Source organism: Comamonas sp. JNW (genome assembly GCF_003105075.1).
Classification (GTDB): domain Bacteria; phylum Pseudomonadota; class Gammaproteobacteria; order Burkholderiales; family Burkholderiaceae_C; genus Comamonas; species Comamonas squillarum.
In genome coordinates this window covers 18,277-39,645 of the sequence record NZ_QETI01000017.1, presented here as the reverse complement: position 1 = coordinate 39,645, position 21,369 = coordinate 18,277, and the positions used below count along the sequence as shown (strand labels likewise).

Here is a 21,369-nt window from a genome sequence, read left to right as displayed (position 1 = left end):
GGCCAGGCCATGTCGTTGCGCATGACCCGCCAGCACCGGGGCCTCAGAAGCTACATCTGGACCTGGCAGCACAGCGCCCAGCTGCTGGTGCTGCTGCTGGCCTTCTGGCTGGTGCTGTGGTGGGCTGCGCCGCTGTTGATGCACCGCTGGGCCGATGTGCTGGGCTGGGCCTGGCCGCACCTGGGCCTGGGCAGCAGCGAGGGGGTCGAGGTGCAGACCACATCGCTGCTGGGCGTGCCCATCGAGGTGGTGCGTACGCATTTCTATGTGCCGCCCCCCAGCCTCTGGCAATGGTGGGGTGGCGCGCTGCTGTCGCTGGGGCTGATGGCGCTGTCCTTTGTGCTCTCGCGCGAGCGCCTGCCGCTGATCTACGGGCTGCGCATCGTCGCGCTGTTGGGCATCGTGGGTCTGCTGTCCTACGAGTTCCTGCCCACGCTGGCCGTCAGCGACGTCAACCGCCTGCTGGCCGACAACATCCTGGACATGGGCCTGGCCATGCTCTGGCTGCTGCCGGCCGTGCATGCGCTGGTGCTCTACATCTTCCCGATCCCGGTGCTGCACAAGGTCGCCGCCACGATGACCGGCATGCTGATGCTGGTCGTCAGCATTCCGCTGCAGGCCGCCTCGCTCGCCTGGCTGGCCCAGCAGTTCAGCCTGCTGGTCACCTTGCCCTTGTACATGCTGTTCAGCTTTTTGCCCCAGATTGCGGCGCAGCTGGGCATCTACGGTCTGTTCATGAGCTTTGCGCCAGCGCCTGAGCGAGGGGGCGCCTAGCTGGGGGCGCCCACTTCGCTGCACCTCGCCGGCCACCCCTTGCCGGCCGCACCCTCCTCCAGGATCCAAAAAGTTTCCCAAGCAACGATTAGCCGACGAGACCCTGTTGGCTTGCCACTGGGCGGACAATGCGCCGTGGCCCTGTCCGCAGGGCCCAGACCAACCGATCGACCCATGGCGCCCGGTGGCCAGCCACGGGGCAGGCCCGCTGGGGCGCCGCCAAGGAGAAAACAATGCTGTATCTGGTTCGCATGGATGTGAACATTCCCCATGACCTGCCCCAAGCGCAGGCCCAAGAGATCAAGGCCCGCGAGAAGGCCTATTCGCAAGATCTGCAGCGCGATGGCCGCTGGAAGCACATCTGGCGCGTGGCGGGCGAGTATGCGAACTACAGCGTGTTCGATGTGGAATCGAACGACGAGCTCCACGGCCTGCTGCAGGCGCTGCCGCTGTTCCCCTACATGAAGATCTCGGTCACGCCGCTGGCCCAGCACCCCTCGGCCATCGCCCAGAACTGAGTCGGCGCGCCGGCAGGGGCCGGCCACCCGCTTGTACGACGCACACCCTCGCGAGCAGCGACGGTGTGCGTTGTGCTTTCCGGCTTGGATGCGCGGACTACAGCTGCACGCGCAGCTCGCCGATGCCGTCAAACTGCACCCGCACTGCATCGCCAGGCGCCGCCTGCAGCAAGCCGCACCAGCTGCCCGTGGTCACCACCGTGCCGGCGCGCAGGCTGCCAAAGTGCGCCGTCGCATGGCGCAGCCACTGCGGCAGCAGCCAGGCCGGGTCCTGCAGGCCATAGCTGCGCTCAAAGGCCTGGGCGGGCTGCGCGCCGATCTGTACCGTGCAGCGCTGCGTGCTGCCATCCACCGGGCTGTAGGGCTGCCAGGCGCCCAGCACCAGCGCGCCGTGGCAGAGCAGGTCCGCCGCCTTCAAGGCCGCAGGCGCCTGCAGCTGCTGCTGCCAGCGTGAATCGACGATCTCGATGCTCAGCGCCATCGCATCGATCAGCTGGGCGGCGCTGGCCTCATCGAGCGCAGCGGCCTGGTCCGCATCGACCGATTGGCCCAGGCGCAGCGCAATCTCCGCCTCAACCCCGCGCAGGAAAAACGGGGTGGCACGCAGATCGGCGCCGCCACCGTGCACCCCTTGGGGCGGCAGAGGCGCATGGCCCAGCGGCTGGCTGCGGCTGGGTCCACCCGATTTCCAGTACTGGGGCGCTTGGGCGGCGTCCCCCCAGCGCTGGGCCCGCTCGCGGTGCACGGCGATGATGTCGGCAGGCGCCAGGCTCGCCGGCCAGGCGGCCGCGTCGATGGCGGCGCCGGCCCCGGTGGCGGTCTGCAGCGCCTGGGCCAGGGCAGCGGGTTGAAAGGTCGAAGCGGTGTCGGCAGAGGGCATGGCGATGGCGTCCGAAAGTGTAAAAAGTCCAATCGGCATAGCGTAACGGACAGCGCCGCCCGCCCCTGTCACCGCAGCAAACACGCTACATGTAAGCAGAACCGGTGCAAGGTTATGCAAAAAAAGCATTCCATCCCAATCATCCGGCCTTGGACAAAGGTATAGAGCGGATTTAAGCTGTACAGACCTTTTCAACCGCATGGATCGTATGCCGTCCAACAGCACTCCCGCCGCAGCGCCACAACACGCTCTGCCTTCCTACCTCGACCCCAAGCACCTGGGCCCCTGGGGCAACTACCTGCAGCAGGTCGACCGCGTCACGCCTTACCTGGGCTCGCTGGCCCGCTGGGTCGAGACGCTCAAGCGCCCCAAGCGCGCGCTGATCGTGGATGTGCCCATCGAGATGGACAACGGCACGATCGCCCACTTTGAAGGCTACCGGGTGCAGCACAACCTGAGCCGCGGCCCGGGCAAGGGCGGCGTGCGCTTCCACCAGGATGTGACCCTGTCCGAAGTGATGGCCCTGTCGGCCTGGATGTCGATCAAGAATGCCGCCGTGAACGTGCCCTACGGCGGCGCCAAGGGCGGTGTCCGCGTCGACCCCAAGACCCTGTCCAAGGGTGAGCTCGAACGCCTGACCCGCCGCTACACCAGCGAAATCGGCCTGTTCATCGGCCCGTCCAAGGACATCCCGGCACCGGACGTGAACACCAACGGCCAGATCATGGCCTGGATGATGGACACCTACTCGATGAACACCGGCGCCACCGCTACCGGCGTGGTCACCGGCAAGCCCATCGATCTGGGCGGCTCGCTCGGCCGTGTCGAGGCCACCGGCCGCGGCGTGTTCACCGTGGGCGTCGAGGCCGCCAAGCTGTCGGGCCTGGCCCTGCAAGGCGCCAAAGTGGCGGTGCAAGGTTTTGGTAATGTGGGCGGTACGGCAGGCAAGCTGTTTGCCGAAGCGGGCGCCATCGTCGTGGCCGTGCAGGACCACACCGGCACCATCTTCAACGCCAAGGGCCTGGATGTGCCCGCCGTGCTCGAGCACGTGGCCAACACCGGCGGTGTGGGCGGCTTCAAGGGCGCCGACAAGATGGCCAACGAGGACTTCTGGTCCGTCGACTGCGACATCCTGATCCCCGCTGCGCTGGAAGGCCAGATCAACGCCAAGAACGCCGCCAAGATCAAGGCCAAGATGGTGATCGAGGGCGCCAACGGCCCCACCACCACCGAAGCCGATGACATCCTGAACGACAAGGGTGTGCTGGTGCTGCCCGATGTGATCGCCAACGCGGGCGGCGTGACGGTGAGCTACTTCGAATGGGTGCAGGATTTCTCCAGCTTCTTCTGGAGCGAAGACGAGATCAACGCCCGTCTGGTGCGCATCATGCAAGAAGCCTTTGCCGCTGTGTGGCAAGTGGCGCAAGAGAACAAGGTCTCCCTGCGTACCGCCACCTTCATCATCGCCTGCCGCCGCATTCTGCACGCACGCGAGGCACGTGGTCTGTACCCATAAAGCCAGAACGACTCCACGCATTGCTAGCGGCCTTCGGGCCGCTTTTTTTGCGCCCTGCTTCCGCGCACGCAAAGCATGGCTTTCGCAAGTGCGAAGGCCCAATGCGCGCTGGTGCAGGCAAACCCCATCACGCCGCTGGGTGGAACTCCCTATCGTGAGCCCTTAACGATAAATACGGAGACAACGCCATGCGCTTTGCGCGCCGCCGCGCCCTCGCGGCCCTGCTGCTTTCCCCCCTGCTGGCCTTTGCGGCCGACTGGCCGTCCCGCCCCATCACCATCGTCGTGCCCGCAGCAGCTGGCGGCACCACCGATATCGCAGCGCGCCTGCTGGCCCAGAAGATGGGCTCCTCGCTCAAGACCAGCGTCATCGTCGAGAACAAGGCCGGCGGCGGCGGCAGCATCGGCACCGCCTATGTGGCGCGCGCCAAGCCCGACGGCTACACCTTGCTGATGGGCAACATCGGCCCGGTGGCCATCAATTTCAGCCTCTACAAAAAGCTGGCCTATGGCCCCAACGACCTGCGCGGCATCACCAATGTGATCTCGGTGCCCAACATCCTGGTGGTGCATGCCAACTCCCCCATCCAGAACGTGCAGCAGCTCGTGGCACTGGGCAAGCAAAAGCCGCTGACGGCCGCGACCTCGGGCGTGGGCCAGTCGCCGCACATGTCCACCGAGCTGTTCCGCCAGCAAAGCGGGCTCGATGTCACCCTGGTACCCCACAGCGGCGCAGCGCCTGCGGTTACTGCGCTGCTGGGCCAGCAGATCGATTTCATGATCGACAACCTGCCCAGCTCGATGCCGCATATCCAGTCGGGCAAGTTCCGGGCGTTGGCCATCACCAGCCGCGAGCGCTCGGCCCAGCTGCCCGATGTGCCGACGATGCGCGAGGCCGGTGTGCCGATGGATGTGACCGCCTGGTTTGACCTGCTCGCCCCGGCGGGCACGCCGGATGCCATCGTCAACCGCCTGCAGCAGGCAGCGCATGAGGCACTGCAAAGCGCCGACATCCGCCGCACCTTGGCCGAGCTGGGTGGTGTGCCCGACGGCGAGACGGCGGCCGAGCACGACGCCTTTATCGCGCAGGAGCGCAAGCGCTGGGCCGAGATCGTGCGCGCCGCCAACCTGTCTCTGGACTGATTTCCTTCGTTTGCATGTTTGCTATGTCTGACACTTCCTCCTTCCAACTCGCCCAGCCCTTTGGCTCCATCCCCGCCCTGGTGCTGGCCCAGGCCCAGGAGCGCCCCGAGCACACCGCGCTGGTGCTGGGCGCCACGCGCCTGAACTACGCCCAGCTGGCCCAGGGCATGCGCCAGGTGGCCTGCGCGCTGCAGCAGCAAGGCCTGCAGGCCGGTGATGTAGTGGCCATCTGCGCCAGCACCTCGGTGCCTTATGTGCTGGCCTACCTGGGCGCGCTGCAGGCCGGGGTGGTGGTGGCACCGCTGGCGCCATCGGCCACGGCCGAGCACCTGAGCGCCATGCTGGACAACGCCGAGGCCAAGCTGCTGCTGCGCGATGCCGAGGTCGCCGCCCAGTGGCCGCTGGCCAGCACGGCCGAGCGCCCCTGCATCGCGCTGGACGATACCGCACAGGCCGGCACGCGCTGGAGCGACTGGCTCGCCCAGGTGCCCGCCGGCCAGGCGCCCCAAGCGGTGCAGCCCACGCCGCAGTGGCCCTTCAACCTGATCTACTCGTCGGGCACCACCGGCGTGCCCAAGGGCATTGTGCAAAGCTGGGGCATGCGCTGGTCGCATGTCAAGCGCGCAGTCACCAACGGCTACGGGCCCGATGCGGTATCGCTGTGCGCGACGCCGCTGTACTCCAACACCACCTTGGTGGCGGTCCTGCCCACGTTGGCGCTGGGCGGCACTTTGGTGATGATGCGCAAGTTCGACGCGGCCCAGTACCTGCAGCTGGCCCAGGACGAGCGCGCCACCCACACCATGCTGGTGCCCGTGCAGTACCAGCGCCTGCTCGACTGCCCGGCGTTTGACCAGACCGATCTGCACTTGCTGCAGCACAAGTTCTGCACCAGCGCTCCGTTCAAGACCGCGCTCAAGGCCGAGGTGCTGCGCCGCTGGCCCGGGCGCCTGATCGAGTACTACGGCATGACCGAAGGGGGCGTGCGCTGCGAGCTGCACTGCCACCAGTTCCCCGACAAGCTGCACACCGTCGGCCGTGCCGGGCCGGACGCCGATCTGCGCTTTATCGACGAGGACGGCCAGGAGCTGCCCCAAGGCGCGCAGGGCGAAATCGTCGGCCGCTCGGCCGGCATGATGACCGGCTACCACCGCCAGCCCGACAAGACCCGCGAGGCCGAGTGGATCAGCCCCAGCGGCGAGCGCTTTATCCGCAGCGGCGATGTGGGCCAGATGGATGCCGATGGCTTCATCGTGCTGGGCGACCGCAAGAAGGACATGATCATCACCGGCGGCTTCAACGTCTACCCCAGCGATATCGAGGCCGTCATGCTGCAGCACCCCGAGGTGCGCGAGTGCGCGGTGATCGGCGTGCCCTCGGACGCCTGGGGTGAGAGCCCCGTCGCCTATGTGGTGCCCCAGCCCGGCAGCAGCCCCCAGCCGGCCGAGCTGCAGCAGTGGCTCAACAGCCGCGTCGGCAAGACCCAGCGTGTGGCCGACCTGGTCATCCACAGCCAGCTGCCGCGCAGCGAGATCGGCAAGGTGCTCAAGCGCGAGCTGCGCACGCTGTACGCGAGCCAGGTCAGCCAGTCTGCCGCTTGATTGCTAGCCAACACCCGTCCAACAACAAGACCAGGAGACACGACTTGACCCATCGCCACACCACTTCCCTCCGGCGCAGGCAGCTGGCCGGCCTGCTCTCAGGCTTGGCGGTCGCCAGCGGCATGCTGCTGGCCGGCATGGCCCATGCAGCGCCCTGGCCCACCAAGCCGATCCAGCTGGTCATCCCCTACCCCCCTGGGGGCAGTGCCGATCTGCTGGGCCGGCCGCTGGCCTTGCAGCTGCAGCAGCAGCTGGGCCAGCCGGTGGTGCTGGAGTACAAACCCGGGGCCGGTGGCACCCTGGCCTCGCAGTATGTGGCGCGTGCCAAGCCCGACGGCTACACCGTGCTGATGGTGCTGGCCGCGCATGCGATCAATGACAGCCTCTACCCCAAGCTGCCCTATGACACCCGCAAGGACTTTGCACCGGTCTCGCTGGTGGCCAACCTGCCGATGATCGTCGTGGGCAGCAGCAAGCTGCAGGCCAGGAACATTGGCGAGCTGGTCAAGGCCGCGCAGGCCGCCCCGGAAAAGCTCACCTATGGCTCGGCCGGCAATGGCAACACCGGCCACCTGGCTGGGGCGCTGTTTGCCAGCACCGCCGGCGTCAAGATGACCCATGTGCCCTACAAGGGCAGTGCCGGCGTCGTCAATGCGATGCTGGCCAGCGATATCGACCTGACCTTTGACAGCATCTCCACCTCGATCCCGCATGTGCGCAGCGGCAAGCTCCATGCGCTGGCCGTCACCAGCGCCAAGCGCTCGGCGCTGGCACCCGAGATCCCCACCGTGCAGGAGCAGGGCTTTCCCGGCTTTGACATCAATGGCTGGTACGCGGTGATCGCCCCGGCGGGCACCCCGGCCGACATCACCGGCAAGCTCAGCCGCGAGATTGCGACCGCGCTGCAAAACCCCGCGCTGCAGTCGCAGCTGGCCGCCAGCGGCTATGAGCCCGTCGGCTCCACGCCCGAAGCGCTGGGCGCCCATATCGACCGCGAGATGGAGCGCTGGGCTGCTGTCGTCAAAGCCACTGGCGCCCGCATCGAATAAAAGGCTCAGGCCCCAACAACAATGCCCTGGCAAGCCAGGGCATTTTTCATGGGGAAGTTAACGCAGATCAGCGGCTTTGGCGCGCGCTGGCCTGGGCTTCCAGTGCGGCGCGCAGCGCATCGTCATTGCTGCCCTGCTCGCTGCCGGCATCCGGCGTCACCTTGCGCAACAGGCCGGTGATGCGGCCCGAGTTCTGCATCAGGCGGTTGGCATACAGCGCGCCCTCGCCCGAGCCACGGGTATTGTTCCAGTTGCCCTCCGCCTGGTTGACGCTGAAGTTAAACCAGAAGCTCCGTACCGTTTCGCTCGAGGTGCCGCTGCGCATCTTCACGCACTGGGTCTTGCCGGTATCGACACCCCGGATGATCTGCTCGCAGGCAAACAAGCCGTCGTAGGAGACGGTCATGCCACTGCTGAAGGAAGAGCCGCCGGTGATGCGGGTCAGCTGCATGGTCTCGGTTTCGATATTGCCATTGCTGTCGCCATAGACCAGGCTCCACAGGCCCAGCAAGGAGGCGGGCGAGTTGTCATAGCCAAACTGGTAGCGCTTGATTTCCTTCTCGCCTTCGCCCGGCAGGGTGATGTAGCCCAAGGTGCCGCTGACAAAGCGGATGCGCACATTGCCAGGGCTGCCGCGCTCGACGCCGCTGCGGTCGCCACTGCCCAGGAAACGGCCGCCTTCGTAGCGGCCCAAGGTGGTCGTCAGCTCGCTGTTCTCGTTCAGGCGGCCGGTGGCCATGTAGAAGGTGGGCTGGCCGCTGCTTTCATAGGCATAGACCTGCATGACCAGCACGTCGTTTTGCACATCGACGGCAAAACCACGGCCGGGCCGGCCGTTGACTTCGTCGGAGATGATCCAGGTGCCGCCCTGGGGCACGTAGGCATGGGCCATTCCGGTAAGGGCCACGGCGGCCCAGGCAATCGCGTGTTTGAACATGTCGCTCTCCTATATCGGTGCGCCAATGTAGCGGCGCGGTAGTGGAGCGAGTATATCGACGAGATTGCGGAGGTCTGTGTCAGAAAGTGTCCTGCCCTGCACCCCGTGCAGGCCGCTTTTTGAGAACCTGTTCAGGACGCGCTTTGCAGGCGCCGCTGGGCCTGCTGGTGGCGCTGCAAGGTCTTGTGGGCGAGTGCAATCACGGGGGCATCGACCATGCGGCCATCGACGACGCAGACCCCGCCTTGCGCTGCCTCGGCGGCAGCCAGCACCTGCTGGGCGCGCTGCAGCTGCGCATCCGTCGGCGCAAAGGCCGCATTGATGGGCGCCACCTGCATCGGGTGGATGCTGAGCTTGCCACCAAAACCGCCGCGCAGCGCACGCGCCGCATCGGCCTGCACCACGGCGGCATCCTGGGTGTTGACCGTCACGCCATCGATGGGCGCGGGCAGCTGTGCGCGGCGCGCAGCCAGCACCACGGCCAGGCGCACCGGCACCAGCTCAGTCTCGTCCTCGGCGCAGGCCATGCCGGCATCGACCTGAAAATCCAGATGGCCAAAGGCCAGCCGCAAAACGCGCGGCGCGCGCGCAATCGCATCGATCGCATGCAGGCCCGCCACCGATTCGATGATGGGCACCAGCAGCCCTTGCGTACCCAGCGCCGGCAGCAGCAGCGCCATGGCATCGGCGGCCTCTGCCTTGGGCAGCACCACCCCGGCGGCGCCCTGCGCCACCAGCTGGGCCAGCGCCTGCAGGTCGCCATCAAACCAGGGCGTGCCATGGGCATTGATGCGCACCAGCACTCGGGCGCGCTCTGCCACTCGCAGCTGGCCAAAGGCGCCCAGCAAGGCGGCGCGGGCTCCTTCCTTGTCCTGCGGCGCCACCGCATCTTCCAGGTCCACGATCACCGCATCAGCCCCACTGGCCAGGGCCTTGGCGATGCGCTCGGGGCGGCTGGCCGGTACAAACAGCCAGGAGGTGGCGGTGGCGAGCGGATGCGCGTTGAGAGTCATGTCCATCAGTCTTCCGTTTATCAAAAAAGGGGCCCATGGCCCCTGCTCCTGCGCGGGTGAACGCCAGGCTTAGAGCCGCTAACACGACCCAGCAAACCGAAGGTTTGCGGTTGAGACTAGGCGTCCCCGACTAGGCGCCGAGCCGCAGGCAGTACAGTAGTACGACAAGGCTTGGCGCGGCCGGCCAGGCAACGACGTATCAAGGGTTGCGTTGGCGGCTCTTATTCGGCGGTCACGCCGGCTGCCTTGATCACCGTGTTCCAGCGTTTCACTTCGGATTCCAGCAAGGTCTTCAAGCTCTGCGGCGTGGCGCGGTCCGGCGTGACCAGCTCGCTGCTCAGGTCGGCAATGCGCTGCACCACGACGGGGTCCTTCAAGGCCACATTCAAAGCGGTGTTGATCTTGGTGATCACCTCGGCCGGCGTACCCTTGGGGGCATACATGCCGTGCCAGACCTTGACATCAAAGCCCTTCAAGCCCTGCTCATCGAGCGTGGGGATCTGCGGCATGGCAGTGAGGCGCTGGGGCGTGGTCACGCCAAACACCTTGACCCGGTTGCCGTCCTTGATGACCGGCGCGGTCTGCGTGGTCTGGTCGCACAGCAGATCAACCTGGCCGCCCATCAGATCATTCATCGCCGGGCCCGCGCCCTTATACGGCACGGTGGTGAGCTTGACGCCCGCCTGGTACGCAAACAGCATGCCGCACAGCTGCGAGACGGCGCCAATGCCGGCATTGGCCAGCGACACCTTCTCCTGGTTGGCCTTCACATAGGCCATCAGCTCCTGGAAGTTGTTGGCCGGAAAGTCCTTGCGCGACAGCAGCGTCATCGGCACATCGAGCACCTGGCCGATGTACTCGAAATCCTTCAGCGGGTCGTAGGGCAGCTTCTTGTACAGCGATGGCGCCGTGGCCATGCCCATGTGGTGGATCAGGATGGTGTAGCCATCGTTCTTGGCGCGGGCCACGCGCGCTGGCGCAATCGTGCCGCCTGCGCCCACGGTGTTCTCCACCACCACGGTCTGGCCCAGCGACTTGCCCATCGGAATGGCCAGCATGCGGGCCACCACATCGGTGGGGCCACCGGCCGAGTAGGGCACCACCAGCACCACGGGTTTGGTCGGCCAGTCCTCCGCCTGGGCGTTGAGGTGCAGGCCCAGGCCGGCTGCGGCCATCACGGCGGCAGCGGCCACCGGGGTCAACATGCGAAAGCGCATTCTTGTCTCCTTGTCTGGGGACAGGTACATTGCCCGTCCCGGTAGGGGAAGGGGCCTGAACGGGCCCCCGCTGCGCAGCCACCAAGCTCCGGCGCTGCTGCTTTCTTTATACGGCGACCAACAGCTTTTCGACCCTGGTCCAATCCCGTACTTGCCACAGTTTCTGCACCGATTGCTGCATCTGCGCGGCGGGCACGGCGCGGCTGAATTCACCCAGGCGCAGCGCCTTGTCGGTCAGCTCCTCGCGGCTCAGGGTGTTGCCCGGGTCGCCCTTGGGCTCGTCGACCCGGCCTTCCAGCACGCGGCCATCGGTGGTGGTCACGGTCACCTTGCCAATCCAGCGCTGCGGGTAGGCGCCGTCCACCTCGGGGTCCAGCACCATGCGCACCTTGTCGCGCAGCGCCATCGTGTCTTCGGCGCGGAATTCGTTGTCGAATTCGTTGAGGCCGGCAAAGCCAAAGCGCGCAGCCAGCGCCAGCACCGTGCCCATCGAGAACTTGCTCTGGTGCACCGTGCTGGGGTCCACCACGGGGCCCAGCACATCGATCGCGGCCTGGTGCACATGGGTCACCACCTCGGCAATGTCCGAGACCTTGAGCTGGTGCGCGCGTACCACCTGCAGCAGCGCATCGGCGGCCGGGTGGGTGTGGCGGCAGGAGGCATGCCATTTGAAGGAGGTCTCGGGCGTCGCCCAGCGCGTGCCCAGGCCATCGATGAGGCGGGCCGGGTCGCTGTCGCTGGACATGCCAGCGGCCATGCCCTGCGCGCCGCAGAAGATATCGGCCGCGCCGGTAAAGCCATCCTTGGCCAGGTAGGCGGCCATCAGGCCGGCACCGGCGGCATGGGCGGTGTGCAGCTGCTTGCTGTCGGCAGCGGTGCGCAAGAACTCCCACAGGCCTGCAGACTGCGTGCCGGCCGAGCCAAAGGCATGCAGCATTTGCTGCGCATTGAGGCCCAGCAGATGGCCGACGGCCGCAGCTGCTGCCAAGGTGCCGGCCGTGCCGGTGGTGTGGAAGATCTTGTAGTGCGAGCGGCCCAGAAACTCACCCACGCGGATGCCTACTTCATAGCCGGCGATACAGGCAGTCAGCAGCTCCTTGCCGGACTTGCCCAGCGCCTGCGCCACGGCCACGGCCGGGGGGAAGACGACCGCTGCCGGGTGGAACACCGAGCCGTTGTGCACATCGTCCTGCTCGGCCACATGCGAGGCGGCGGCATTGGCCATGGCCGCCAGGTAGGGGCTGCTGCTGCGGCCCTCAGGGCCGATCACCTCGGCCGGGCCCTGTGCCGGGCCCTGGCCCAGTGCAAAGCGGGTGATGCTGGCGACGGGGCGGGCATTGTGGCCGGCGACCACCGAGCCAAACCAGTCGACCCAGAGGTCTTCGGTTTTCTGCAGCACCGATTCAGGAATGTCGCTGTACTGCAGCTCGGCGGCAAAGCGGGCCAGTTGGGCGGCGGGCGTGGGTTGTGTGGTTGCTGTGGTCATGTTCTTGTCTCTCCAACAGATAGCATCAAAGGCCGGAGGCCTTGCGCACCGCTGCCAGCGCATCGGCCGGCAGCTGCAGCGCATCGAGAATGGTGGCCGTGTGCTCGCCCACTGCAGGCACCGCATCCATGCGGTAGTCGTACTGGTTGTTGCGGCCGGGCGGCAGCAGCGCAGGCACCGTGCCTACGGGCGTGTCCACCTGCGCAAAGCGCTGGCGCGCCAGCAGCTGCGGGTGTGCCCACAGACCAGCCATGTCATTGACATGGGCATTGGCAATGCCGGCCTCGTCAAGCCGCTGCACCACGTCGCTCGCCTGGAGCGCGCCAAAGATGCGCACAATCTCGGCCTGCAGATCGGCGCGGTTGGCATTGCGCTTGGCATTGCTGTCAAAGCGCGCGTCGGTCGCCAGCGCCGGTGCCAGCAGCACCTGGTCGCAGAAGATCTTCCACTCGCGCTCGTTTTGCAGGCCCAGCATCACCGTGCCGCCATCGCCGGCCACAAAGGGGCCATAGGGGTAGATGCTGGCATGCGATGCGCCGGTGCGCGGTGGTGGCGCTGCGCCTTCGAACGCGTAGTACATCGGGTAGCCCATCCACTCGCCCAGCGCTTCGAGCATGGACACATCGATATGGCTGCCCTCGCCCGTCTTGCCGCGCAGCAGCAGGGCCGAGAGGATGTTCGTGTAGGCATACATGCCCGCCGCAATATCGGCCACCGAGATGCCCGATTTGCTCGGCGTCTCGGGCGTGCCGGTCACCGACAGAAAGCCCGCCTCGCTCTGGATCAGCAGGTCATAGGCCTTCTTGTCGCGGTAGGGGCCGTTGTCGCCATAGCCGCTGATGTCGCAGACGATGAGGCGCGGAAAGGCTGCATGCAGGGCCTCGTACGACAAACCCATGCGCGCCGCAGCGCCCGGCGCCAGGTTCTGCAGCAGCACATCGGCCGAGCCCAGCAGCTGCTTGAGCGCCTCCAGCGATGCCGCATCCTTGAGGTCCAGCGCCAGGCTTTCCTTGTTGCGGTTGAGCCAGGTGAAATGCGAGGACTGGCCGCGCACCCGGCTGTCATAGCCGCGCGCAAAATCGCCGCTGCCCGGCCGCTCCACCTTGATGACGCGCGCGCCCAGATCGGCCAGCTGGCGCGCGCAAAAAGGCGCAGCCACCGCGTGCTCCAGCGATACGACGGTGATCCCGTCCAATGGTCTGGTCATGAAGACTCCGGTTGTCTGTTTTTATCGCTGCGCAGCGCCATCAGAACGAGCGCGGCAGGCCCAGGATGTGCTCGGCCACGTAGGAATAGATCAGGTTGGTCGAGATGGGCGCGACCTGATACAGACGCGTCTCGCGGAACTTGCGCTCCACGTCGTATTCGCAGGCAAAGCCAAAGCCGCCGTGGAACTGCAGGCAGGCATTGGCCGCCTCCCAGCTCGCCTTGGCCGCCAGGTACTTGGCCATATTCGCCTGGGCGCCCATGGGCTCGTGCTTGTCAAACAGCTCGCAGGCCTTCCAGCGCATCAGGTTGGCCGCTTCCACCTCGATGAAGGCATCGGCAATCGGAAACTGCACGCCCTGATTCTGGCCAATCGGGCGGCCAAACACTTCGCGGTCGCGCACATAGTTGGTCACGCGGTCAAGGAACCAGTAGCCGTCGCCAATGCACTCGGCAGCGATCAGGGTGCGCTCGGCGTTGAGGCCGTCCAGGATGTACTTGAAGCCCTTGCCCTCTTCGCCGATCAGGTTCTCCTCGGGGATCTCCAGGTTCTCGAAGAACAGCTCATTGGTCTCGTGGTTGACCATGTTCAGGATGGGGCGCACGGTCAGGCCCTTTTTCTCGGCCTCGCGCAGATCGACCATGAAGATCGACATGCCTTCGCTCTTTTTCTTCACTTCGGCCAGAGGCGTCGTGCGCGCCAGCAAGATCATGAAATCGCTGTGCTGGATGCGGCTGATCCACACCTTCTGGCCGTTGATGACGTACTTGTCGCCTTTCTTCACGGCCGTGGTCTTGATCTTGGTGGTGTCGGTGCCGGTGGTGGGCTCGGTCACGCCCATCGATTGCAGGCGCCACTCGCCGCTGGCGATCTTGGGCAGGTACTTTTCCTTCTGCGCGGCCGAGCCATGGCGCAGCAAGGTGCCCATGTTGTACATCTGGCCGTGGCAGGCGCCGGAGTTGCCGCCGCAGCGGTTGATCTCTTCCATGATGACCGAGGCCTCGGTCAGGCCCAGGCCGGAGCCGCCGTATTCCTGCGGAATCAGCGCGGCCAGCCAGCCGGCCTTGGTCAGCGCCTCGACAAAGGTCTCGGGGTAGGCACGGGCCTCGTCGACCTTGCGGAAATACTCATCGGGGAACTCGGCGCAGAGCGCACGGATGGCATCGCGGATTTCGGGGAAGTTGTTGGAGCCGGTATGTTCGATCATGGTTCTGGGTCGGGCGTTGGGGGTGGCGGCGCTGACAGCGTCTGCGCCACCCGCCGGTGTTGGGAAAAGCGTTGTTGGTGGCGGCGCTCAGCGGATCTTGGCGGTGGCCTGCATCGTGAGCCAGCCCTCATGGTCATGCGCCCAGAGCTTGATGGTCTTGCCATCGTCCTGGGGCTCGCCCAGCACGGTGAAAGGATGCAGATCAAAGGTGGGGCGGATGGCCTTGAACGAGAAGTCGGTCAGCACCGCATCCGGCGCATTGCGGCGCAGCAGATCGACCAGCAAGGTCGCGATCAACGGGCCATGCACGATGAGGCCGGGGTAGCCCTCTTCCTGCGTGACATAGCTGCGGTCGTAGTGGATGCGGTGGCCGTTGAAGGTGAGCGCCGAATAGCGGAACAGCATCACCGGGTCGGCCGTGATCTCGCGCTTCCAGGCGGCTTGCGTCTGGGCGGACGTGGGCTGGGGCACCGGGTCGCTGGGCTGGGCGGCGGCGCGGTAGACGATGTCATGCTCCTCGGTCAGCGCCAGGCCCCGGGCATTGCGGTAGCTGTGCTGCACCAGCACAAACAGCAGCTCGCCCGAGCGGCCCACCTTGTGGTCCACCGAGGCGATGCGCGAGACGCGCTCGACGCGCTCGCCAATGCGCAGCGGGTTGTCCGCCTGCCACTGCAGGCGACCGCCCGCCCACATGCGCCGGGGCAGCGGCACCGGGGGCAGAAAGCCGCCACGCGCCGGGTGGCCGTCCGGCCCCAGCAGGCTTTGCCGCGCCATCGGCAAAAAGTTCATCCAGTGCCACAGCGGCGGCAGGCTGTCGCCATCCTGGGCCGGGGCATCATCGCGGTCCAGGGTGGCCGACAGGCCCGCCGCGGCCGTGCGGGCCACCAGGTCCTGCATGGTCTCGGTCTTGTGGATCCAGCTTTGCAAATGGGCGACCTGCTCGGCAGAGAGCGAGGCGGCGGAAGGTTCAGGGGTTCGCGACATGGTGGCACTGTCGCAGGCTGCGCCCGCCAGCGCAATCGCAGAGATTGGAACCTCTCCTTTTACAGCGGTGAAGACAGCGGGTTAACGCGCATTTGTGAGCCAGTCGTTTCAGTTTGCCAAAGACCTGCCTACGCATTTGCGAATTGGCAATGCGCTTAATGGACGGCATGCTGGTGGCATTCATCGACACACACAGATCCAAGGAAAAGCAGACATGTCCACCATGCTCGAAGGCAAAGTCGTTATCGTCACCGGTTCTGGCGGCGGCATCGGCCGTGATATGGCCCTGGCCATGGCCCAGCAAGGCGCCAAGGTTGTCGTCAACGACATCGGCACCTCCACCACCGGCGAAGGCCATGACGACGGCCCCGCGCAACAGGTCGTCAACGAGATCAAGGCCGCAGGAGGCCAGGCCGTCGCCAATACCGACAGCGTCTCGGACGCCAATGCCGCGGCCAAGATCGTGCAATGCGCGCTCGACAGCTTTGGCAAGCTCGACGGCATCGTCAACAACGCCGGCATCCTGCGTGACCGGTTCTTCCACAAGATGAGCGTCGACGAGTGGGATGCCGTCATCAAGGTCCACCTCTACGGCAGCTACTACGTGGCGCGCGCTGCGGCCAACCACTTCAAGGAGCAGGAGAGCGGCGCGATGGTGCACATGACCAGCACCTCCGGCCTGATCGGCAACTTTGGCCAGGCCAACTACTCGGCCGCCAAGCTGGGCATCGTCGCGCTGTCCAAGAGCATTGCGCTGGACATGGCCAAGTTCCATGTGCGCAGCAACTGCATCTCGCCCTTTGCCTGGAGCCGCATGATCGGCTCCATCCCCACCGACACGCCCGAGCAGCAGGCCCGCGTGGACAAGCTCAAGCAGATGACCCCCAACAAGATCGCCCCGCTGGCCGTCTACCTGCTGAGCGACCAGGCCAAGGATGTGAACGCCCAGGTGTTTGCCGTGCGCAATAACGAGATCTTCCTGATGAGCCAACCGCGCCCGCTGCGCTCGGTGCACCAGGGCGAGGGCTGGACGCCCGAGGACATCGCCTCGCATGCGATGCCGGCGCTCAAATCCTCGTTTGTGCCGATGGAGCGGTCGGGGGAAGTATTCAGTTGGGATCCTGTCTAAGCTACCCCCTGTGCGGCGTTGCCGCTTCCCCCTAAAGGGGGACGGCACCCTCCGGGCGGGGCGGCCCTTCGTCGGTGCCTGGTAGATCGGCCTCGCCAGTTTTTGGCATGGCGCTCAGTAGGGACGACTGAGTTGTTCACACAGGCTCGATAGGTGTGCTCTGCCAGTTTCACAGATGCCCCCCAGTGGCGTTGCAGGACCTCCAGAACAGCCTCCTGTGCGCATCCAGAGCCGATAACGAAGTGCCGTTTCCCTTCCGCCTTCGCACCACAACAACCCCAGAGACAACGACCATGACCATCAATTACCAGCAACTCAAGGACCGGCCGTTTGCGCCGGTGCACCAGGATTATTCGCAGCGCGACACGATGCTGTATGCGCTGAGTCTGGGGGTGGGCAATGATCCGCTCGATGCCCGCAATCTGCCGCTGGTCTACGAGGGCATGGCGCAGCCGCTGCAGGCGCTGCCGACGATGAGCTCGGTACTGGGCTATCCGGGCTTTTGGGCCAAGGAGGCGGATACGGGGATTGACTGGGTCAAGCTGGTGCATGGCGAGCAGCGCACCACCATCCACCAGCCGCTGCCGGTGGGGGCCAAGGTGGTGGGCAAGACTCGGGTCACGCGCGTGATCGACAAGGGCGCGGGCAAGGGCGCGATTGTGGTGAGCGAGCGCAGCCTGGAAGGCGAAGATGGCACACTCTACGCCACCTTGGAGCAGGTCACGTTCTGCCGGGGTGATGGTGGTTACAGCGAAGCGCTGGGCGGCCAGCCCAGCGATACCTCGCTGCCGGCACTGGCGCCCACGCCCGATACGGCGCCGCGCTGGACCTACACCCACACGATCCGCCCCGAGGCCGCCCTGCTCTACCGCCTGATGGGCGACTACAACCCCCTGCATGCCGATCCCAAAGTGGCGCAGGCCGCTGGCTTTGACAAGCCCATCCTGCACGGCTTGGCTACCTACGGCATGGTCTGCCATGCGCTGGTGATGACCGCCTGCAACGGCGATGCCAGCCTGCTGCGCAGCATGCATGCGCGCTTTTCGTCGCCGGTGTTTCCGGGCGAGACCTTGCGCACCGAGGTCTGGCAGGAAGGGGACGCGCTGCAGTTCCGCGCGCTGGTGGTCGAGCGCGGCATTGTCGTGCTCAGCCACGGCAATGCCAGCATCGCTGCCGCGCAGCCATGAGCATGGCCCAAGGCCGGCAGATGGCGCTGGCAGACCTGGACCTGGCGCAGTTCATCCGCGCTGGTGACAGCATCGTCTGGGGCCAGTCGGCCGCCGAGCCGCTGTCGCTGATCCAGGCCTATGTGGCCCAGCGCCAGCGCTTTGCGCGTACCAGCGTCTTTCTGGGCATTGGCGGCGCAACCACCTTGCAGCCTGACCATGCCGATGCCATCGACATGCGCGGCTATGCGGCCGGTGGCTCGCACCGCACGCTCGGCATGGCCGGTGTGCTCGATCCGATTCCCTGCCACTATTCACAGATTCCGCAGCTGATCGCCAGCCGCCGCATCGCCGTCGATGTGGTGTTCGTCCAGGTATCACCACCCAATGCCGATGGCGACTGCAGCCTGGGCCTGGCCCATGACTACCTGGTCACTGCCATGCGCCATGCGCGCTGCGTGATTGCCGAGGTCAACGCCGATGTACCCTGGGTGGCGGGCGCCAGCCTGCGCCTGGCCGATGTGGATGCCTGGGTGCAGAGCGACCAGGGCGTCGTCGATGTGCCCGCTGGCAAGATTGGCCCCGCCGAAGAGGCGATTGCGCAGCTGATCGCCAGCCGCGTGGAAGACGGCGCCACCTTGCAGCTGGGCATTGGCAACCTGCCCGATGCGGTGCTGCAGGCACTGCAGGGCCACCGCGATCTGGGCGTGCACAGCGGCACCATTGGCGACCGTGTGGCCGACCTGGTGGAAGCCGGCGTCATCACCAATGCGCGCAAGGGCATCGATGTGGGCACCAGCGTCACCGGCCTGCTGATGGGCAGTGCCCGCACGCGGCGCTGGGCGCATAACAACCGCGCGCTGCGCATTGCCGGCACCGACTACACCCACAACGCCCGGGTGCTAGGCCAGACCCAGCGGCTCACCGCCATCAACTCGGCGATCGAGGTGGACCTAACGGGCCAGATCAATGCCGAGGTGGTGGCCGGCCAGTACCTGGGCGCGGTCGGCGGTGCGATGGATTTTTTGCGGGCCGCTGCCGCCTGCGATGGCGGCCTGCCGATCGTCGCGCTGCCGTCTACCGCGCGCGGCCAGTCGCGCATCGTCGCGCAGCTGTCCGGCCCGGTTTCCACACCGCGCGCCGATGCCGGTTTGATCGTCACCGAGCATGGCGTGGCCGACCTGCGCGGCCTGAGCCTGGCCCAGCGCGTGCGCGCGATGCTGGCGATTGCCGCGCCTGAACACCGAGACCTTCTGGCGGCCCAAGCGCGCCAACAACTGAACTGATTCAATTTTCTGGAGACATAACCATGCGTAAAGCCGCTATCGTCACCCCTTTGCGAACCCCGGTAGGCACCTACGGGGGCAGCCTGCGCCCCGTCTCGGTCGAGGACCTGGCCGCCACCACCGTGCGTGCCGTGGTCGAGCGCAGTGGCATCGACCCCAGCCGCATCGACGATGTGGTGTTTGCCCAGTCTTACGCCAGCAGCGAAACGCCTTGCGTGGGCCGATGGGCCGCGCTGCAGGCCGGCCTGCCGGTGGAAGTGCCCGGCATGCAGCTCGACCGCCGCTGCGGCGGCGGCCTGCAAGCGGTGGTCACCGCCTGCATGATGGTGCAAAGCGGCGCCGCCGATGTCGTGATCGCCGGTGGTGTGGAGAGCATGAGCAATATCGAGTACTACACCACCGATATGCGCTGGGGCAAGCGCGCCGGCAGCGTCACCATGTATGACCGCCTGGACCGGGGCCGCGAGCGCTCGCAACCGGTGGAGCGTTTTGGCGTCATCTCCGGCATGATCGAGACCGCCGAGAACCTGGCGCGCGACTATGGCATCAGCCGCGAAGAGGCCGACGCCTTTGCGCTGCGCAGCCACCAGCGTGCTGCTGCCGCCTGGCAGGCCGGCCGCTTTGATGCCGAGGTGGTACCCGTCAGCGTGCCGCAACGCAAGGGCGAGCCCATGCTGTTCAGCCGCGACGAGGGCTTTCGCGCCGATGCCACGATGGACTCGCTGGGCAAGCTGCGCGCGCTGATGAAGGGCGGCACCGTCAGCGCCGGCAATGCCAGCCAGCAAAACGATGCCTCGGCCGCCTGCCTCATCGTTGCCGAAGACAAGCTCCAGGAGCTGGGCCTGACGCCGATGGCCAGCCTGGTGGGCTGGGCCGCTGCCGGCTGCGAGCCCTCGCGCATGGGCATTGGCCCGGTGCCTGCCGTCAAGAAGCTGCTGGGCAAGCTGGGCCTGTCGATGAACGACATGGACCTGGTCGAGATCAACGAGGCCTTTGCCTGCCAGGTGCTGGCCGTGCTGCAGGGCCTGGAGTGGAACGATGCCGAGCGCCTGAATGTGAACGGCTCGGGCATCTCGCTGGGCCACCCGATTGGCGCCACGGGCGTGCGCATTCTGGCCACCTTGCTGCATGAGCTCGAACGCCGCAAGGGGCGCTACGGCCTGGAGACCATGTGCATCGGCGGCGGCCAGGGCATTGCCGCCGTGTTCGAGCGCTACTGACGCGCGGCAGCTGCCACCTACGACAAAAAACCAGGAGACAAGACATGACCTTCATCCACCGCCGCGGCCTGCTGGCCGCCACGGCAGCCGCCGCCCTCAGCCTCTGCGCTGCTGCCCATGCCCAAGGGGGCCTGGGATCGGGCGCACCGGTGCGCCTCATCGTCGGCTACTCGGCCGGCGGCCCCGTGGACCAGGGCGCACGCCTGCTGTCCATCGCGCTGTCCAAGGAGCTGGGCAGCACCGTCGTGGTCGACAACAAGACCGGCGCCAATGCCACCCTGGCGGGTAATGAGACCTCGCGCGCCAACCCCGATGGCCTGACCCTGTGGTTTGCCGCCAGCCCCACGATCACCATCAGCCCCAACGTGATGCGCAAGATGCAGTTCGACCCGGTCAAGGACCTGACCCCGATCGCGCCGGTGCTGAGCTACTACAACGTGCTGGTAGCCAACAACAACGAGCCCTTCAAGACCACGCAGGCGCTGGTCGACTATGCCAAGGCCCACCCTGGCAAGCTCAGCTATGCATCGGCGGGCGTTGGCGGCTCCAACCACCTGGGCACCCTGCTGTTTGCCAAGCGCAGCGGCATCGAGCTGAACCATGTGCCCTACCGCGGCAACGCGCCAGCGATGACCGATGTGATGGGCGGCCAGATCAACATGATGATGGACATCATCAGCACCGCCGGCACCTACATCCACGGCAAGAAGGTGACGCCCATTGCCGTCACCTCGCCCCAGCGCAACCCGGCGCTGCCCGATGTGCCGACCTTTGCCGAAAGCGGCATCGAAGGCCTCAAGGGCTTTGATGTCGGCGGCTGGTATGCCGTCTACGGCCCCAAGGGCATGGCGCCCGAGCTGCAGATGCGCCTGAACAAGGCGATCAATGCCGCGCTGGCCCAGCCTGAGCTCAAGGCCAAGTACAAGGAGCTGGGCTACGACGAATGGACGGGCAGCCCCCAGACCCTGGTCGAGCGCGCCGCCAAGGAACGCCAGATGTGGTCCACCGTGACCCAGGGCATTGTGGTGGACTGAAGA

The 21,369-nt window shown here is 66.3% G+C and carries 19 protein-coding genes; 11 read left to right on the top strand and 8 right to left on the bottom strand.

The features are described from left to right. Positions 1-9: 9 nt before the first annotated feature. A complete protein-coding gene (locus tag DCO45_RS19985) occupies positions 10-774 on the top strand; it encodes a hypothetical protein (protein ID WP_116927453.1) in 765 nt (254 codons plus the stop codon). Positions 775-1,007: 233 nt separating this feature from the next. Further along, entirely contained in the window at positions 1,008-1,292 is a 285-nt protein-coding gene (gene catC, locus DCO45_RS19980) for a muconolactone Delta-isomerase (RefSeq protein ID WP_116927452.1), read from the top strand. A gap of 97 nt (positions 1,293-1,389) precedes the next feature. On the opposite strand, the gene DCO45_RS19975 is transcribed toward catC, so the two are convergent. Next, positions 1,390-2,172: a fumarylacetoacetate hydrolase family protein gene (locus DCO45_RS19975; RefSeq protein ID WP_116927451.1), complete on the bottom strand. Its 783-nt coding sequence runs from the start codon at positions 2,170-2,172 to the stop codon at positions 1,390-1,392. A gap of 208 nt (positions 2,173-2,380) precedes the next feature. On the opposite strand from DCO45_RS19975, the gene DCO45_RS19970 reads away from it, so the two are divergent. From DCO45_RS19970 to DCO45_RS19955, 4 genes are all read left to right on the top strand, one after another. Next, positions 2,381-3,688 carry a Glu/Leu/Phe/Val dehydrogenase gene (locus DCO45_RS19970; protein ID WP_116927450.1) on the top strand — a complete coding sequence of 436 codons (1,308 nt, stop codon included), beginning with the start codon at positions 2,381-2,383 and terminating at the stop codon, positions 3,686-3,688. A gap of 188 nt (positions 3,689-3,876) precedes the next feature. Beyond that, positions 3,877-4,830, top strand: coding sequence for a tripartite tricarboxylate transporter substrate binding protein (locus DCO45_RS19965; protein ID WP_116927449.1), 954 nt, complete (start codon positions 3,877-3,879; stop codon positions 4,828-4,830). Positions 4,831-4,853: 23 nt separating this feature from the next. Beyond that, complete coding sequence (locus DCO45_RS19960; protein ID WP_116927496.1) at positions 4,854-6,431, top strand: class I adenylate-forming enzyme family protein; 1,578 nt, start codon at positions 4,854-4,856, stop codon at positions 6,429-6,431. A gap of 122 nt (positions 6,432-6,553) precedes the next feature. After that, a complete protein-coding gene (locus tag DCO45_RS19955; protein WP_116927495.1) occupies positions 6,554-7,480 on the top strand; it encodes a tripartite tricarboxylate transporter substrate binding protein in 927 nt (308 codons plus the stop codon). 67 nt (positions 7,481-7,547) lie between these two features. Here DCO45_RS19955 and DCO45_RS19950 read toward each other — a convergent pair whose 3' ends face one another. The 7 genes from DCO45_RS19950 to DCO45_RS19920 all read right to left on the bottom strand — a co-directional run bounded on the left by DCO45_RS19950 (position 7,548) and on the right by DCO45_RS19920 (position 15,531). Further along, entirely contained in the window at positions 7,548-8,417 is an 870-nt protein-coding gene (locus DCO45_RS19950) for a hypothetical protein (protein ID WP_021024706.1), read from the bottom strand. 131 nt (positions 8,418-8,548) lie between these two features. Continuing rightward, positions 8,549-9,430 carry a CoA ester lyase gene (locus DCO45_RS19945; protein ID WP_116927494.1) on the bottom strand — a complete coding sequence of 294 codons (882 nt, stop codon included), beginning with the start codon at positions 9,428-9,430 and terminating at the stop codon, positions 8,549-8,551. 221 nt (positions 9,431-9,651) lie between these two features. Then, the gene (locus DCO45_RS19940; protein WP_232539630.1) at positions 9,652-10,605 is read right to left on the bottom strand and encodes a tripartite tricarboxylate transporter substrate-binding protein; all 954 of its coding nucleotides are present in this window, start codon (positions 10,603-10,605) and stop codon (positions 9,652-9,654) included. Between the two features lie 148 nt (positions 10,606-10,753). Continuing rightward, on the bottom strand, positions 10,754-12,133 hold the full coding sequence (locus tag DCO45_RS19935) for an MmgE/PrpD family protein (RefSeq protein WP_116927447.1): 1,380 nt from the start codon (positions 12,131-12,133) through the stop codon (positions 10,754-10,756). A gap of 25 nt (positions 12,134-12,158) precedes the next feature. Next, positions 12,159-13,340, bottom strand: a complete 1,182-nt coding sequence (locus DCO45_RS19930; RefSeq protein ID WP_116927446.1) for a CaiB/BaiF CoA-transferase family protein — start codon at positions 13,338-13,340, stop codon at positions 12,159-12,161. A gap of 40 nt (positions 13,341-13,380) precedes the next feature. Then, complete coding sequence (locus DCO45_RS19925) at positions 13,381-14,547, bottom strand: acyl-CoA dehydrogenase family protein (RefSeq protein ID WP_116927445.1); 1,167 nt, start codon at positions 14,545-14,547, stop codon at positions 13,381-13,383. An 87-nt stretch (positions 14,548-14,634) separates the two neighbouring features. Continuing rightward, a complete protein-coding gene (locus DCO45_RS19920) occupies positions 14,635-15,531 on the bottom strand; it encodes a MaoC family dehydratase N-terminal domain-containing protein (RefSeq protein WP_116927444.1) in 897 nt (298 codons plus the stop codon). 223 nt (positions 15,532-15,754) lie between these two features. On the opposite strand from DCO45_RS19920, the gene DCO45_RS19915 reads away from it, so the two are divergent. From DCO45_RS19915 to DCO45_RS19895, 5 genes are all read left to right on the top strand, one after another. Next, entirely contained in the window at positions 15,755-16,660 is a 906-nt protein-coding gene (locus tag DCO45_RS19915; protein ID WP_116927493.1) for an SDR family NAD(P)-dependent oxidoreductase, read from the top strand. Between the two features lie 293 nt (positions 16,661-16,953). Continuing rightward, positions 16,954-17,847, top strand: a complete 894-nt coding sequence (locus tag DCO45_RS19910; RefSeq protein WP_116927443.1) for a MaoC/PaaZ C-terminal domain-containing protein — start codon at positions 16,954-16,956, stop codon at positions 17,845-17,847. 2 nt (positions 17,848-17,849) lie between these two features. Beyond that, the gene (locus DCO45_RS19905) at positions 17,850-19,112 is read left to right on the top strand and encodes an acetyl-CoA hydrolase/transferase C-terminal domain-containing protein (RefSeq protein ID WP_232539631.1); all 1,263 of its coding nucleotides are present in this window, start codon (positions 17,850-17,852) and stop codon (positions 19,110-19,112) included. Between the two features lie 23 nt (positions 19,113-19,135). Next, entirely contained in the window at positions 19,136-20,332 is a 1,197-nt protein-coding gene (locus DCO45_RS19900) for an acetyl-CoA C-acetyltransferase (RefSeq protein WP_116927442.1), read from the top strand. A 44-nt stretch (positions 20,333-20,376) separates the two neighbouring features. Continuing rightward, entirely contained in the window at positions 20,377-21,366 is a 990-nt protein-coding gene (locus DCO45_RS19895; RefSeq protein ID WP_116927441.1) for a tripartite tricarboxylate transporter substrate binding protein, read from the top strand. Positions 21,367-21,369 lie beyond the last annotated feature (3 nt).

Coding starts and splice junctions, on each gene's coding strand:
- DCO45_RS19985 (WP_116927453.1), top strand. CDS start 10: ATGTCGTTGCGCATGACCCGCCAGCACCGGGGCCTCAGAAGCTACATC.
- catC (WP_116927452.1), top strand. CDS start 1,008: ATGCTGTATCTGGTTCGCATGGATGTGAACATTCCCCATGACCTGCCC.
- DCO45_RS19975 (WP_116927451.1), bottom strand. CDS start 2,172: ATGCCCTCTGCCGACACCGCTTCGACCTTTCAACCCGCTGCCCTGGCC.
- DCO45_RS19970 (WP_116927450.1), top strand. CDS start 2,381: ATGCCGTCCAACAGCACTCCCGCCGCAGCGCCACAACACGCTCTGCCT.
- DCO45_RS19965 (WP_116927449.1), top strand. CDS start 3,877: ATGCGCTTTGCGCGCCGCCGCGCCCTCGCGGCCCTGCTGCTTTCCCCC.
- DCO45_RS19960 (WP_116927496.1), top strand. CDS start 4,854: ATGTCTGACACTTCCTCCTTCCAACTCGCCCAGCCCTTTGGCTCCATC.
- DCO45_RS19955 (WP_116927495.1), top strand. CDS start 6,554: ATGCTGCTGGCCGGCATGGCCCATGCAGCGCCCTGGCCCACCAAGCCG.
- DCO45_RS19950 (WP_021024706.1), bottom strand. CDS start 8,417: ATGTTCAAACACGCGATTGCCTGGGCCGCCGTGGCCCTTACCGGAATG.
- DCO45_RS19945 (WP_116927494.1), bottom strand. CDS start 9,430: ATGACTCTCAACGCGCATCCGCTCGCCACCGCCACCTCCTGGCTGTTT.
- DCO45_RS19940 (WP_232539630.1), bottom strand. CDS start 10,605: ATGGCCGCAGCCGGCCTGGGCCTGCACCTCAACGCCCAGGCGGAGGAC.
- DCO45_RS19935 (WP_116927447.1), bottom strand. CDS start 12,133: ATGACCACAGCAACCACACAACCCACGCCCGCCGCCCAACTGGCCCGC.
- DCO45_RS19930 (WP_116927446.1), bottom strand. CDS start 13,340: ATGACCAGACCATTGGACGGGATCACCGTCGTATCGCTGGAGCACGCG.
- DCO45_RS19925 (WP_116927445.1), bottom strand. CDS start 14,547: ATGATCGAACATACCGGCTCCAACAACTTCCCCGAAATCCGCGATGCC.
- DCO45_RS19920 (WP_116927444.1), bottom strand. CDS start 15,531: ATGTCGCGAACCCCTGAACCTTCCGCCGCCTCGCTCTCTGCCGAGCAG.
- DCO45_RS19915 (WP_116927493.1), top strand. CDS start 15,755: ATGCTCGAAGGCAAAGTCGTTATCGTCACCGGTTCTGGCGGCGGCATC.
- DCO45_RS19910 (WP_116927443.1), top strand. CDS start 16,954: ATGACCATCAATTACCAGCAACTCAAGGACCGGCCGTTTGCGCCGGTG.
- DCO45_RS19905 (WP_232539631.1), top strand. CDS start 17,850: ATGGCCCAAGGCCGGCAGATGGCGCTGGCAGACCTGGACCTGGCGCAG.
- DCO45_RS19900 (WP_116927442.1), top strand. CDS start 19,136: ATGCGTAAAGCCGCTATCGTCACCCCTTTGCGAACCCCGGTAGGCACC.
- DCO45_RS19895 (WP_116927441.1), top strand. CDS start 20,377: ATGACCTTCATCCACCGCCGCGGCCTGCTGGCCGCCACGGCAGCCGCC.